Origin of the sequence: Neptuniibacter sp. PT8_73 (genome assembly GCF_047778045.1) — a bacterium.
GTDB lineage: Bacteria > Pseudomonadota > Gammaproteobacteria > Pseudomonadales > Balneatricaceae > Neptuniibacter.
Window position 1 is genome coordinate 2,982,208 of sequence record NZ_CP180545.1, and the last position, 14,157, is coordinate 2,996,364.

A 14,157-nucleotide genomic window follows, 5' to 3' on the forward strand; every position below is an offset into this window, starting at 1 on the left:
TAATTCCGATGATGCCGGTTATCATTTTATTTTTTACGTTGCTAATAACCGAGAGCATCACTTCTAAATTTATCGCATCATTACATCTAAATGCCGAATATTACTGGTTCGAAGCAGCCGCCAATGCATCCATTCTTGCGCTGATCTCGCTAGTTATTCTTAGATTTATCTTTACCTATTACCGTCAGATTCAACCTTCCGGAAAAGTTCGAGAGTGGCTGTTTCTTCAAGTAGGCCTCAGCGTTTTTGGAATCGAGCTATCTCTGGCCCTACTGCAATCCATTATCAGTCTAGAACATTTAAACAACATTCTACTGTTTGATTTTAAATCTCTAGCTTTCGCATCGGTTAGCTCAATAGCGATCTATATCTACGTTTTCTATCCCTACGCTAATACCTTAACCAGCTTCTTAAATAGAATCGAGATTCGCTATTCAACCTCCTATCTGTTTGGCCTTTCACTGCTGCTGCTATTTCTGATCAATGTCTTTCAAACACAATCTGAAGACCTAAAAGAAAAGATCATAAAAAACGAAGCCGATCAGCTCGTGCTCATCGACAAAGCTCTCACTTACCGCATTGCTGAAGCTGTTTTAGACACCCGTACACTGGCTTCACAACCTGACTTTGTAAGACATCTATCTGGGAATGAAAACGCAGTTACTGAAGTCCAGTTAGAATTTAGAAACATTGTTGATATCAAACATAGTTACGACCAAATTCGTTTTATTGATGAAAAAGGTCGTGAACAAGTACGGATAAACAAAGGCCAACAGCGTACTGAAATTGTTCCTGAACAGGATCTGCAAAATAAGATAAACCGCTATTACGTACCAGAAACAGGCAAACTCGATCACGGTAAAGTTTATATTTCGCCATTAGATCTGAATATTGAACACGGTCAAATCGAGATACCACACAAACCTATTACGCGTATCGCGACGCCAGTCAAAGACCCGCTGCAAAATCTCATGGGGTTAATCGTTATTAACCTCAATGCCAGCCATCTAATCCAGCATCTCGATGATGCTCAAAGCTTGAGCCAAGGAAAGATCATGATGCTCAATCAGGATGGCTACTGGTTACATGGGGAGTCAAAAGAAAAACTGTGGGCATTTATGTACGAAGATAATCAGCAACCTCCTTTGCCAGTTCTAAACCCTGAACTTTGGCAAGCACTCTCAGATAAGCATATTGGCTCGTTAGAACAGAAGAACGGTTACTATGTTTTCCACCGAGTTTTACTGAGCCAAGATCAACGTATTGAACAGTTCGAGCAGAATGCGGGCGATTGGCCGCAATGGTTACTGATCACTTATATAGACAAACAACTTGTTGCGCAAAAGAGTTTAGAACGACTTAACTTGATGATCATCATCAGTGCTCTGTTGGCGCTGGTCACAGGCATAGGTACCTACCTTTATACTCGCTCGCAGTTAAAGCGCACCAACGCTGAAAACAAAATCAGGCACATGGCTGAGCATGACCCACTCACCGGTTTATATAATCGCCGTCACTTTATGCAAGAACTGGAACAATCTCTCCATCAGGCCCGTAAAGAGAAAACCTCACTGGCACTGTTCTATCTCGATCTGGATAACTTTAAACCGATCAATGATGACTTAGGCCATGAAGCAGGTGATGAGGCATTAATGCTTGTGAGTCACCGCCTTAGCCAAATGCTAAGACAAAACGACACTTTGGCGAGAATTGGCGGGGATGAATTTGTCTTGATGATCCATAACCCACAAAACCAAAATCAACTGGAAGAGATCGCCAACCGAATTATCGATAACCTAAAACACCCATTATCATTAAAAGGCGCACAATGCCAACTAGGTGTGAGTATTGGTATTGCGGTATCCCGCCACAACAATGAAAGCCGCGATGAGCTATTAAAAGCAGCGGATATGCTCATGCTAGAGGCTAAAGCTAAAGGCAAGTCGTGTTTCTGTATCGGGGAATTAGATAACCTTTCAAACCACTATCAAGACGCTCATCGTCAGGTAGCAAGTTAACTCGTTAGTCGTTACCGCTCCTTTATTCCTTTAGATAAGTCGTAACTAGAACCAGCTCTACAATCGCAACCCTTTGTATTCGCTAGCATATCGGCATTTTTCTAAACCCATAGCCTTCGAATCTATTCCTATACCCAAACTCCTGTGATTTTTCGAATGTTTATTGATTTAGATCGAGTTAGCCCCCCCTACACTATGGTTAAATATTGATCATTAATTCAATAATACCTTTTCTGTACAAGCTGTAGTCGGAGCCCGAACATGATCCAGACCCATTTAAATCAGGATAACCAAGAACTCACCATCTCGATTGGTGAACGGTTCGATTACTCCATTCACAAAGCGTTTAGAGATGCATATAGAGATATAAAAACACCTAGAACCAATATCGCTATCAATTTGTCATCCACCAAATTTATCGATAGCTCTGCTTTAGGTATGCTCTTGATTGCCAAAGAGCATGTTGAAAATATTAATGGCAAAGTGACACTCGTTCGCCCTTCAGAAACGGCGCTTCGTATTCTTAAACTCGCTAACTTTGACCAACTTTTTACAGTTACGTAATTAAGTATGACTTCTTGCCTAAGCCCTTATCCTTATATGAGGCAAGGGATTTTAAACTTAGCAGGCTCAGGTTTGATTCTCCTCATGCTCCAAACAGATAAGCGTAATCTCTTTTTCAGACAGTAGCTCTTGCGTTAAACCACAAAAATAACCGTCCTCCCGCTTCTGATTATGTCTGCAAGTTTTACATTGCCCAAATGAGCGGTAGTTGTTTTGTTTTTGCAATAGAACCAATAGGCGGCACAACAGATCAGCTAGTTCAGTTTCCTCTGCCTCTCCCAAATTAGATAGCGATTGTGTCAAAGCAGTCGATGGCAACAATAGATCTAAGGTCTTCTGACCTTCGTCAGTCACCTTAAGATGAGTAACACGCTTATCGTTAGGATCAGGTGACTTTTCAATTAAGCCTTTATTCTCAAGTACTTTTAGACTTTGAGAGACTGTGCCTTTGGTAAGCCCTAGATAATCGGTCACAGCTTTGAGCGTATCCGAGAAGCGATTACATAGAGATAGATAGAGCAAGGCATCGAGCTGCACAGGTTGTAGACCCAGTTCATGCAGTGCTAAACGGTTTTCCGAGCGAAGTAATGAAGTGATCCGCTCCAATAAAGTTTGGACGCTAAGTAAATTCATAAGACAGATAGTATCGACTCAAAACATAGTTGACAAGCCCAAAAAATCCACGCAAACTAAATATAGTTTCGACTCAAAACAATATTTAGGAGATCATCATGAAACTTAGCCATCTCGTTTTAACCTCCATCTTTACCCTACCCGCGGTAGTTCAAGCAGGTCCCGGCCACCATGGTGGTATTCAAGCAGCATCTGGCAACGCCAATATGGCGGCGTTTGATATAGTCCACGCCAAAATCACAACCGAAGGCAATGTAGCCACGTTCCATATGGCAGTGGACGGTAAAGCAGGATCAGAGCGACCTAAAAAGATTGGCAAACTTGCCGGATCTGAAGTCTATTCATACGTATGGCCGACAAATATCGACAGCTACGAAGTAGGTTTTGAAGCCGAAGCAGGCATTCTAGCGCTTGCGGTAACCGCTCACCCTGATTTTGATGACACCCCTTTATATGATGAGAACCAAGATGGCGATACAGGTAATGATGGTTGGGACTGGCACAGCCACTGGGTAGTGTTAAAGCCTAATGATCAATGCGGCAAAGGGGCTCTAGGTGTGGTTGATATCCCTAAAGGAGAAAAACCAAGATTGCCAAAAACTTGGCCCGGCCTGCCTATTTTATTGGATAGTCCTGGCTGGCAGCCAACATTTAAAGATGACAGTTTAGAAGTGAAAGTTGCTTTTGCTAATGCACAAGCAATCCAAACAGCACAGTTTGATGGCGTCACTTCTGCCCTGCGAGTTAATCAAAGCGTGCACGCGCCACTATTATGCGTAGTTAATGTAATGGACGTAGCTTCAGGCGATCTAAGCTTGCCTGGAATTGTTAACCAATAAACAACAAGAAAAAAATAAAGGGAGGTCAAACCTCCCTTTTGTGGTTATTTAGATAGTTATTTAGGCAGCTGTTGCTTTCGCCACAGATAATAAATGGCCGGTAATAGAATCAGCGTTAACACTAAAGCACTCGCCATACCACCAACCATCGGTGCCGCAATCCGTTGCATGATTTCAGCTCCCGTTCCATCGCCATACATAATCGGTAGTAAGCCTGCGATCACCGTAGCAACCGTCATCAGAATAGGTCTGACGCGCTTACCAGCGCCCTCAGTGATAGCTTCCTGCAAGGCTTGAAGGGTAAGGCCTTCTGGCATCTCTCGACACTTTTCTTCGTAGGCCTGATTGAGATATACCAGTAATATGACACCTATCTCGACCGCCACACCCGCCAAAGCGATAAAGCCAACACCCACTGCAACAGAGAAGTTGAACTGGTTTAGGTAAAGCATCCAAATCCCGCCTATCAGCGCAAGAGGTAGCGTCCCTAAAATCATCGCCACTTCCGCAAATCGACGAAAGCTAAGGTAAAGGAGAACCACAATGATGGCTAAGGTCAGAGGGATCACATAAGTCAGACGCTCTTTCGCACGGAGTAGATATTCATACTGCCCCGACCAGTTAATCGAATAACCAGGTGGCAACTGGACTTGCTCAGCCACGATTTTTTGCGCATCAGCGACATAAGAGCCTAAGTCTCGCCCCTCAATATCGACATAGGTCCAGCCATTAGGCCGAGCATTTTCACTTTTAATCCCTGGAGGTCCAGCCTCTATCCAAACATCAGCAACATCCGCCAAAGCGATACGTGCGCCTGTCGGAGTGACCAGTGGTAACAAACGCAGTTGTTCCACCGAATCGCGGTAAGCTTGTGGATAACGCACATTGATCGGATAACGCTCTAAACCCTCAACGGTCTCACCAACATTTTTTCCACCAATAGCGCTGGTAATTACTAACTGAATATCGGCAATATTAAGACCATATCGCGCTGCTTTTTGCCGTTGGATATCGACCTTAATGTAGCGTCCACCCGCAACACGCTCGGAATAAACAGATGAGGTACCCTCAACATCCACCAGCACCTGTTCGAGTTGCTTACCTATATCTTCAATCACTTTAAGATCAGGCCCTGCAACCTTTAAACCAACTGGGGTTTTAATCCCTGTCGCCAGCATATCAATACGGGTTTTAATCGGCATTACCCAAGCATTGGTCAGCCCTGGCAACTTCACTAGCTTATCCAACTCTTTGGTCAACTTTTCGGTGGTCATCCCCTCACGCCACTGATCTCGTGGTTTCAACGTGATAAAGGTTTCAATCATGGTCAGCGGCGCTGGGTCTGTCGCGGTTTCCGCACGTCCAATTTTGCCAAATACACGCTCAACTTCAGGCACCGTAAGAATCAACTTATCTGTTTGCTGCAGTAACTCTCGTGCCTTACCAATCGAGATTCCAGGGTAAGTGGTTGGCATGTACATCAGATCGCCTTCATCCAGAGGCGGTATAAATTCGCTACCGATTTTATTCACAGGCCAAAAGCCTATCACCGTAACCGTTAACGCCAGAACAACAGTGAACTTAGGCCAATTTAGGACTAAACGAATCACCGGCACGTAGATCGCTTGGAGAATACGATTCACTGGGTTCTTACTTTCTGGAAGCACGTTTCCGCGGATACAGTAACCCATCAGAACCGGTACTAAGGTAATTGCAAACCCCGCTGCGGCGGCCATGGCATAAGTTTTGGTATAAGCCAAAGGCGAGAACATACGCCCCTCTTGCGCTTCCAAAGCAAACACAGGGATAAAACTCATAGTAATGATCAACAAACTGAAAAAGAGTGCTGGTCCAACTTCTGCAGACGCCTCCGCTATAACCTGCCAGCGGTTTTCATCTGTTAGCGGTCGACGCTCAATGTGTTTATGCACATTCTCTATTAGCACAATGGCACCATCTACCATGGCACCAATTGCTATGGCAATCCCGCCCAAAGACATGATGTTGGCATTGATCCCTTGGTAATACATGACGATAAACGCCGCCAAAATTCCAATAGGCAGACTGATAATCACCACCAACGAGGAGCGGAAATGGAACAGAAACAGTGCACAAACAATGATAACTACGACAAACTCTTCTACGAGTTTCTCAAACAAGTTATCCACTGCTCGATCAATCAGACCTGAGCGATCATATACTGTGACGACCTCTACACCTTCAGGCAGGCTACGTTTGAGCTCTTCTAACTTAGCTTTGACTCCCTCAATCGTTGCCTGCGCGTTTTCGCCAAAGCGCATCACCACCACACCACCGACAACTTCGCCTTCGCCATCAAGTTCAGCAATACCGCGACGCATCTGAGGCCCGATTGTCACATCAGCTAGGTCTTGCAGTAATAACGGCGTGCCTTGAGGGGTGGCACCCAATGGAATATTTTTAATCGCTTCCAAGCCATCTAAATAGCCACTCGCTCTGACCATATATTCGGCTTCGGCCATTTCGATGACCGAGGCACCGCTCTCTTGGTTAGCGCGTTTAATCGCCTGATTGATATGCGATAGCGGTACATCAAAAGCGCGTAGTTTTTCCGGATCTACTTTGACTTGATATTGCTTGACCATGCCACCGATAGGAGCGACTTCTGATACCCCGGACACGGTCTGCAACTCATACTTTAAAAACCAATCCTGAATACTGCGCAGCTGTGCTAAATCATGCTGCCCCGTGCGATCGACCAATGCATATAGGTAGACCCAGCCCACCCCTGTAGCATCAGGTCCAAGCTGCGGTTTGGCGCTATCAGGTAGAGACGAGCTAACTTGGCTGAGATACTCTAATACTCGGCTACGCGCCCAATAGAGATCTGTCCCTTCGTCAAAAATTACATAAACGTATGAATCCCCAAAGAAAGAGAAGCCACGAACTGTTTTTGCGCCCGGTACCGACAACATCGCCGTCGTCAGTGGATAAGTGACCTGATCCTCCACCACTTGTGGTGCTTGACCGGGGTAACTAGTTTTAATAATTACCTGGACATCGGAGAGGTCTGGAATCGCATCAATCGGCGTATTTTTGACTGCATAAGCCCCCCAACCAATTAAAATAACCGTCGTCAGCAGAACAAAAAAACGATTGTGTATCGACCAATAAATTATCCCTTTGATCATAGTTTACCCCCAGGGATACTTTCTGGGGCTTTAGGGCGTGGCAATATAAAATCCGTGAGCTGCAAGTCGCTCATATTGGCGCCGCGTAAACGGATTTGCACCGAGCCTGCATTAAGTAAAGCCTCTAAATCCAAGGATTCATCAGCTTTAACCTGCATCAACATAGCATCCTGTTTCCACTCTCGAATCGCTTCATGTCTGATCGTTAAGAGGCGTGATTCTAGATCGATCTCTTCAACTGTTGCGCCGACCCAAATTTCATCAATCAGCCCCATAGCCGGTGGTGTCAGGCGTAAGAAATCAGAGCTGATACTAGACTCGGAATCGAGCATAAACTGAGCCGATGTTACGACTTTATCTTCTGGGAATAAGCCCTGAATAATTGCAGTGCGTCCAGCCATACTCGGACCGGTTTTAACTTCAACCGATTTATATTTACCCTCTCCTAAAGCCAGAACAATTCGGTCTTGATCACCGGTTTTGATGACTGCTGTATCCGACACATTCAGCATAGGTTTGGTCGGTAGCGACTGGATAGTAATCTGAGCAAACATATCCGGTTTAAGCAGAAGATCAGGGTTATCGAAACGTAAACGGACATTCAGTGTTCGCGTTTTTTGATTAACCGTCGGGTAAACATAATCGACCTGCCCACGCCAGATTTCCCCAGGCATAAAAGCTAAGGTCATTTCGGCCACATCGCCCTTCTGTACTGCGCTGCCTTGGCGTTCAAATAGTTCTGCGGTCACCCAAACCTGATCTAAAGGCGCGATCGTCAATAAACGGCTATTAGGCTTAATATACGTACCTCTACGCAACGAGATCTGGTCGATATAACCTGATACAGGCGCATAAACAGGTAACTTCTGTAGAGGCTGACGCTGTTTATTTAAGGTTGATAACACAGCCTTAGATACGCCCAGCGCAACCAATTTACTTTCACTCGCATTACGTAAAAAACGATTACCGCTGCGTAAGGCTGCTAAATACTCTTCCTGAGCATTCACCAATTCAGGGGAATACACCTCGTACAGTAGCGATCCCTTTTCAACATATTCACCCTTTACGCTGATCTTAACCTGCTCAACCCAACCAGAAATACGTGAATGGATATCGGTCACTCTCTCCTGATCAACCCCGACATAACCCACGGTTTTTAACTGCGCTTGCAACGGACTAAACAAAACCGCTTCCGTGCGTACAGAAAGATTGTTTTCAACCTCTGGGGAGATTGAAATTGTCCCCGGTGAATCACCACCCGCTAGATCCTCTTCATAAACAGGTACTAAATCCATCCCCATAGGAGAGAGCCCCGGTTTATCACGTTTATAATTTGGGTCCATCGGTGCAACCCAATATAGAGGCTGATCATTTGCGGCGGTTGAGGAATCAGCGCTATCAATTTTTTGCTGCGACAGAAAGTAGCCGGCTGAAGCCCCAACTAACAAAGCTCCGAGTGTTAAAACAGCTTTATTCATTTTTCCATTCCTCCTTGAGCTAAATGAGCGTTGTTAATCACCGTTGGGTCTTCTCCTGCAAAGTAGAAATTCACCTTCGCGATTGCCATAGCTACCTGATGTTGCAGAAGGATCTGTTGCTGTTGAGCTTCGAGCTCTTCCATAGCTGCGATTGATACAGTTTTAAAACCAGACTCCGCTGATGCGTAGGCACGCAATGCCGCTTTTCGTTTGGCTGCTAACTGCTTTAAGTAGGCTTGGTTGTAGATGGCTAAGCGCTGTTCATAGCCTTGTAGATTAGCCTTAGCGATAGCTAATTCAGCTCTTAACTCACGCGCTTTAAGGAGGTAGATCGCTTTACTCGCTTCCCGCTGCTGTACTGCAGCACGGCGATGCTGATCTTGGCGCTTCTCAGGGAACAACGGCAGATCCATAGTCACAGCGACACTGAAGAGATCCGCTCGATCACGACCATTATCATGGTCAGCTCGATAACCGTAATTTGCATCGAGTTTAAATGCAGGTTTATAAGCCTGATCCGCTAGATCAACCGCTTTATCCTCAATCGCAATGTTTTGTTTCAGAATCTGAATCTGGGGATGTTTTAAGATCGATCGATCTTGTTCCGCCTGCGTACTATTTCTTGATGCAAGTAACTCTAGATCAAAACCAGTAGCGATAGATTGATCAAAAGATTCAACCGTTAACCACTGCTGTAAGACTCCTTTTTGGACCTGAATCATCTGTTCTAACTGCAGCATACGGTCTTTCAGTTGCGTAAGTTTTACTTCAGCATCCAATACCTCATAACGTAAGGCTTTACCCGAGCGGTAATTCGCTCGACTCACTGCTAAAAGCTCGCTAAAAATATGTTGTTTAGCTTTGAAATGGGCCAACTGCGTTTTTGATTGATGCAGTTTTAGCCACGCCTGAGAGACATTAAGTTTCACACTAGCTGCACGAAGTTGGCGTTGTAGTGGACTTTTCGCCGCTTTTTGCTGCCACTGCTGTTGTGACAGCTCCAAGCTTTTACCACGAGGAAATTGTTGTGAGACACCTAGCTGTAGCTGGGTCATGTTCTCTTGTTGGAAATCAAAACTATCTGTTGGCAAATTCGCCAACCCAAGCCTTAATTTTGGATCAGGCAATTGAGCACTCGCGATCGCTTTAGCATGCAGCGCCTGTTCCTGATAGAGACTACTTTGATTCCAATGATCAGAACTAAGAGCATTCTGAATAGCAGAATCCAAACTCAGTTCTGCTTGAGTAATGCTGCTAAAAGTCAGCAGACTAATGATAAATAGTGGGGATAAACGCATAGATCCTGTCCCGTTGATACATCAAAACACCACCGAAATAGGCGGTAACCGATATAAAAAGGGTCAGGAAATTAATTTAAGAAAACAGCCTGCTGCAGGTGTAGCCTCGGTACACCGGAGAAACGACATCGCTCTCTAACAAAAGAATAGCCGTAAGAAAGATTATGTGCTGTTGCTAGCAAAACACTGAACAGCAGAACAACACCTGATAGCAGGTATTGCAAGAAAAAGGTCATATCAGGAATAGCATCCGCAACCGGATCAACAACTGGATTGATACTCCAGTCACAGCTTTTTGGCTGACCATCACAATGCGCCATAGATGCGTTTGTAGCAGGTTGATCAGACGACATACTCATATGCATGCTGTGATCTGAATGGCTAGAGCCAGCTGCAGCTGTGTTCGACGATACACTGACTGAGGAAGTGTTATCTGATAAGGAACCAGCAAATAGATTGGTACAAACGCCAACAGAGCAATACAGCACAAAAAACAGCAAGCTAAACGCTGCTATCAATCTGCTCTGTTTACTAATGGGGTAAGCCGTTTGCATTTATTCTTCCAATCTCAATTTGGGGTCACTTTAACCTAAACAGGAGGACCATTCTATAGAGAACGATTTAACCAAAAAGTTCCTAACCAAAATACTTACTTTCAATGGAGTCTTTAAGGTAAGAGCTACGCAGACTCTTTGGTGGCTGCGGTCTTTCAATATAAAAACCTTGGAAAACATGGCAACCAACTTTATTAGCCATGATTAACTGCTCTTTTGTTTCTACACCTTCTGCAATAACGCGAAGATTATATGCTTTAGCAATATTGATCACAGCTTCTACAATACATTGGCTTTTGCTGTTGTCGCCCAATTCCTGCACAAATGAGCGATCAATCTTCACTATATCTATAGGCAGATCCTTTAAATAACTCAATGAGGAGTAACCTGTACCAAAATCATCTAGGGCGATTTTAATGCCTAAATCTCGAATCTTTTGTAAGCGGCTAACAGCAAACTCAATATTCTCTACCGCCACGGTCTCGGTGATCTCCAAACAGATATTTTTAACATCCGCCCCTGCCTGCGTAATTGCCTCTTTCAGTGCCGGGATCATATCTGCTTGATAGAACTGCAACGGGCTTATATTGATCGACAAGTACCAGCCATCTCGCCAAAATCCGCTCTTCTTCCATTCCACTATCTGCCTTGAGCACTCCCCGATCAGCCAATTGCTCACAGGAACAATCATTCCACTGACTTCGAGACTCGGAATAAACTCTATCGGTGGAACTAACCCACGTTCAGGGTGCTGCCAACGAATCAATGCTTCAAACCCAAATACTTCACCACTCACATCAACTAAGGGTTGATAGTGAACACGGAACTCCTCTCTCTCTAGCGCACAATGAAGCTGATTTTCCATATTTTGCTGTTTTTCCACAGCTGTCGTCATGGTGTGATGGTAAAAAGCGTAACCATTTCGACCACTCTCTTTTGCATGATACATAGCGGTATCTGCAAAGCGCATCAGATCATCAATCCCTTTATCGGCCAGAGGATAAAGCACAATGCCTATACTCGCGCCGATACGAAGCTGATGTTGTTTAACCTCTATAGGCTCAGCAAGCAGCTCTAACAGTTTTTCACAGACATGCTCGATGTCTTTAGTCACTTCTTCTTCATCGCCATCAAAGGACTGCAGAAGAATGACAAATTCATCGCCACCTAATCGCGCGACCGTATCGCTGGCACGAACTTGTTTAGTCAGAATATCCGCCACCTTCTTCAGAAGCTGATCCCCGACACTGTGCCCTAAAGAATCATTAATCGTTTTGAAGTGATCTAAATCGATAAACAAGAGACCGTTACATTTACCATTTCGTTGACTGTTAGCTAACGAGAGTTCTAAACGATCATTCAGCAAGGTACGGTTTGGTAAACCAGTTAGACTGTCGTGGTTTGCCATATGACTTATGTGGTCCTGAACCATCTTTTGTTCAGATATATCAGTAGCAGCAAACAACACCACAGGCTCAGAAAAATACTCAAACGGCGCAGCCTGCACAGTGTAATGCATGGTTTTTCCGCTTTTGTGAGTCCAGGTAAAGTCACTGATTTCCGCTTCGGTTTGATGCACTTCGACACATCGACGAATCGACTCAAGTTCGGCAACCTCTTCAATATAAGGATGCAGTTTCAGGAGTGCATGGCCTGCGATTTCCGTAACAGGTGTCTCATAAAACTCAGCGAATTGACGATTCGCAAACAGAATATCTCCATTTTTATTAATCGCCATGATCAACTGCGGCACCTGATTGATCAATTGGGCTAAGCGAGCTTCACTCTTAGATAAAGCCTGATGACTATCCCTAAGCTCGTGCACTAAGTTATGAACGGTTGAGATAAACTCATTACCTGCATGATTTAACAAACCTAATTCCGTGTCTTTATGGACGTCAGGAACTTGCAGCTTTACCTCTTTGCTAGCATTGAGATCGACACTCGCAAACTGACTGGCAAGCCTTGCCAAAGGTTTAGTTAAAACAACGTGAAAAATAGCGATTAGGCAGATGGCGAGTAACACGTTACGCACTAAGCCAGCAACAAAGATGGTTAAAGCACGCTCAAAGAATGGCTGAAACGCTTGGTCTTTATTAACAACCACTTGTAACTTGCCAGGTGCAATATCGACAAAGCCAGGCGCTTGGAGGTCAAGGGTATAGGTTTTATGGGCACTAGAAATTTTTTCAGTAAGCCAAAGCGTAGAAGACTTCTTTACAGGATCAGGAACCACCTGCGATGCCAGTACCTCACCCAATTCATCCGAAATTCTCACCTCGGAAATAAAAGAATATTGCATCAAACCAAATACAACTTCTTTGGCGAGTGTATGGTCTAGAGTATGAACGGCCCGGGTGGCAGGTGGCTTACTAGCATTGAGGATTTTATGGATAGTCTTATCAAACTGGCTATCTTGCACATGGAAGTCTTCCAACACTTGCGCAGTCGTTAAAACTAAGCCGATGACAAACGCCATCACGACCGAGTATTTAGCCAACCTAAAAGCTAATCGCTGTTTAACTTTGAAAACTTCTGACATCCAGATTCCACTGTCTTAACTCTTGCCAGTGAACAAACTCCCTTAATTAGCCATTATCAGCTTAAGAGCCCTCACTTCAGCATAGAATAGATATACTGCTTTAACGTCTTTTTTTATGTTTTTGACGCATTTCTAAACAAGACTGTATAAGGCTCGGATCACGCTCAAACATCCATGGATGCGTAAGACTTAGGAACAGACTTCAAATTTCAATGTTATGGTTTAGCAACTTCCTAGTTAAAGCTTCATCTAACCGTAGTAAATCTTCATCCTGAATTTCAATACAGGCACAATTATTTGTTTCTAGAAGCTCTTTTTTACGCATCTTAGCAGATAGCTCAGTCGCTGCTACCTGATCTCCCCAATATTCGACATAAAGATGATGCTGAGGCAGATAAAAATCGGCATAAAGCTTCTCAGAGAACGGCAGACGGCGCTTATAAGCATGCGCTAATCCAGACAAATATAACCAATTATCGATTAAACGCTCGGCTTCATTTGCGACTTGATGGCCATCACAACAGCGAAGTTCTAAATCATTTAATCCCGTCTGAACCTCTTCAACCCAATCGGTCAACACCTCATGCTCAACCGTTGAATCAGACCATAAAACATAAGGCACGCCAGTGGATCTGTTTTCCCGTTGATGAGCACCATTTTTTTCACCTAACGGAGTCACTTGCCAACCTTTTTTATTAGCACGAATCCAAGCCATCTCTTGAAGAATCTGCTCCATGGCTGTACGACTCAGTGAAAAGTGCTTACTTAATTGGGAGAGACTAAGTAAACCAGCATCGGGACTGGATAACGCTTTATGCTCCGCAACCTCCCTTGGCCAAATAATATATCGACCAAATTTCTGACTTTCACGATACTTACCACCTTCAAACTCACCCTTAGTCGTTAGTTGCCACGCCTCATTTTGACGCTCAATCCACCCTAAGGATTCTAACTCAGCAAACATCTGCTTCGTTGTTTTCTTGAGCGCCTTAGCTAAAGCTGAAGTCGATAAAGTTTCAGGTATTTCAGACATTCGGTTTTCCCGACCAAGTTTAAAAAGC

The 14,157-nt window shown here is 44.3% G+C and carries 10 protein-coding genes; 3 read left to right on the top strand and 7 right to left on the bottom strand.

Features of this window, described 5'->3' with window-relative positions:
* Positions 1-8: 8 nt before the first annotated feature.
* Both ACMXYN_RS13490 and ACMXYN_RS13495 read left to right on the top strand, forming a co-directional pair.
* A complete protein-coding gene (locus ACMXYN_RS13490; protein ID WP_415892272.1) occupies positions 9-2,018 on the top strand; it encodes a diguanylate cyclase domain-containing protein in 2,010 nt (669 codons plus the stop codon).
* A 261-nt stretch (positions 2,019-2,279) separates the two neighbouring features.
* Positions 2,280-2,582: an STAS domain-containing protein gene (locus ACMXYN_RS13495; protein ID WP_415892273.1), complete on the top strand. Its 303-nt coding sequence runs from the start codon at positions 2,280-2,282 to the stop codon at positions 2,580-2,582.
* A gap of 66 nt (positions 2,583-2,648) precedes the next feature.
* Here ACMXYN_RS13495 and ACMXYN_RS13500 read toward each other — a convergent pair whose 3' ends face one another.
* Positions 2,649-3,215 carry a MarR family winged helix-turn-helix transcriptional regulator gene (locus tag ACMXYN_RS13500; protein ID WP_415892274.1) on the bottom strand — a complete coding sequence of 189 codons (567 nt, stop codon included), beginning with the start codon at positions 3,213-3,215 and terminating at the stop codon, positions 2,649-2,651.
* A 98-nt stretch (positions 3,216-3,313) separates the two neighbouring features.
* Between ACMXYN_RS13500 and ACMXYN_RS13505 the strand changes: the two genes are divergently transcribed.
* On the top strand, positions 3,314-4,054 hold the full coding sequence (locus tag ACMXYN_RS13505; RefSeq protein WP_415892275.1) for a hypothetical protein: 741 nt from the start codon (positions 3,314-3,316) through the stop codon (positions 4,052-4,054).
* A 56-nt stretch (positions 4,055-4,110) separates the two neighbouring features.
* On the opposite strand, the gene ACMXYN_RS13510 is transcribed toward ACMXYN_RS13505, so the two are convergent.
* The 6 genes from ACMXYN_RS13510 to ACMXYN_RS13535 all read right to left on the bottom strand — a co-directional run bounded on the left by ACMXYN_RS13510 (position 4,111) and on the right by ACMXYN_RS13535 (position 14,129).
* A complete protein-coding gene (locus ACMXYN_RS13510; protein ID WP_415892276.1) occupies positions 4,111-7,224 on the bottom strand; it encodes an efflux RND transporter permease subunit in 3,114 nt (1,037 codons plus the stop codon).
* Positions 7,221-8,702, bottom strand: a complete 1,482-nt coding sequence (locus ACMXYN_RS13515) for an efflux RND transporter periplasmic adaptor subunit (protein ID WP_415892277.1) — start codon at positions 8,700-8,702, stop codon at positions 7,221-7,223. Before ACMXYN_RS13515 ends, ACMXYN_RS13510 begins: the two co-directional genes overlap by 4 nt.
* Positions 8,699-10,000, bottom strand: coding sequence for a TolC family protein (locus tag ACMXYN_RS13520; RefSeq protein WP_415892278.1), 1,302 nt, complete (start codon positions 9,998-10,000; stop codon positions 8,699-8,701). Before ACMXYN_RS13520 ends, ACMXYN_RS13515 begins: the two co-directional genes overlap by 4 nt.
* Positions 10,001-10,071: 71 nt before the next feature.
* On the bottom strand, positions 10,072-10,554 hold the full coding sequence (locus tag ACMXYN_RS13525; RefSeq protein WP_415892279.1) for a hypothetical protein: 483 nt from the start codon (positions 10,552-10,554) through the stop codon (positions 10,072-10,074).
* Between the two features lie 82 nt (positions 10,555-10,636).
* A complete protein-coding gene (locus ACMXYN_RS13530) occupies positions 10,637-13,096 on the bottom strand; it encodes a putative bifunctional diguanylate cyclase/phosphodiesterase (protein ID WP_415892280.1) in 2,460 nt (819 codons plus the stop codon).
* A 202-nt stretch (positions 13,097-13,298) separates the two neighbouring features.
* Positions 13,299-14,129: a hypothetical protein gene (locus tag ACMXYN_RS13535; RefSeq protein ID WP_415888978.1), complete on the bottom strand. Its 831-nt coding sequence runs from the start codon at positions 14,127-14,129 to the stop codon at positions 13,299-13,301.
* Positions 14,130-14,157: the final 28 nt, after the last annotated feature.

What these genes read in the sequence shown, in the direction of transcription:
- ACMXYN_RS13490 (WP_415892272.1), top strand. Translation starts at nt 9, where the DNA reads ATGATGCCGGTTATCATTTTATTTTTTACGTTGCTAATAACCGAGAGC.
- ACMXYN_RS13510 (WP_415892276.1), bottom strand. Translation starts at nt 7,224, where the DNA reads ATGATCAAAGGGATAATTTATTGGTCGATACACAATCGTTTTTTTGTT.
- ACMXYN_RS13505 (WP_415892275.1), top strand. Translation starts at nt 3,314, where the DNA reads ATGAAACTTAGCCATCTCGTTTTAACCTCCATCTTTACCCTACCCGCG.
- ACMXYN_RS13530 (WP_415892280.1), bottom strand. Translation starts at nt 13,096, where the DNA reads ATGTCAGAAGTTTTCAAAGTTAAACAGCGATTAGCTTTTAGGTTGGCT.
- ACMXYN_RS13500 (WP_415892274.1), bottom strand. Translation starts at nt 3,215, where the DNA reads ATGAATTTACTTAGCGTCCAAACTTTATTGGAGCGGATCACTTCATTA.
- ACMXYN_RS13525 (WP_415892279.1), bottom strand. Translation starts at nt 10,554, where the DNA reads ATGCAAACGGCTTACCCCATTAGTAAACAGAGCAGATTGATAGCAGCG.
- ACMXYN_RS13535 (WP_415888978.1), bottom strand. Translation starts at nt 14,129, where the DNA reads ATGTCTGAAATACCTGAAACTTTATCGACTTCAGCTTTAGCTAAGGCG.
- ACMXYN_RS13515 (WP_415892277.1), bottom strand. Translation starts at nt 8,702, where the DNA reads ATGAATAAAGCTGTTTTAACACTCGGAGCTTTGTTAGTTGGGGCTTCA.
- ACMXYN_RS13520 (WP_415892278.1), bottom strand. Translation starts at nt 10,000, where the DNA reads ATGCGTTTATCCCCACTATTTATCATTAGTCTGCTGACTTTTAGCAGC.
- ACMXYN_RS13495 (WP_415892273.1), top strand. Translation starts at nt 2,280, where the DNA reads ATGATCCAGACCCATTTAAATCAGGATAACCAAGAACTCACCATCTCG.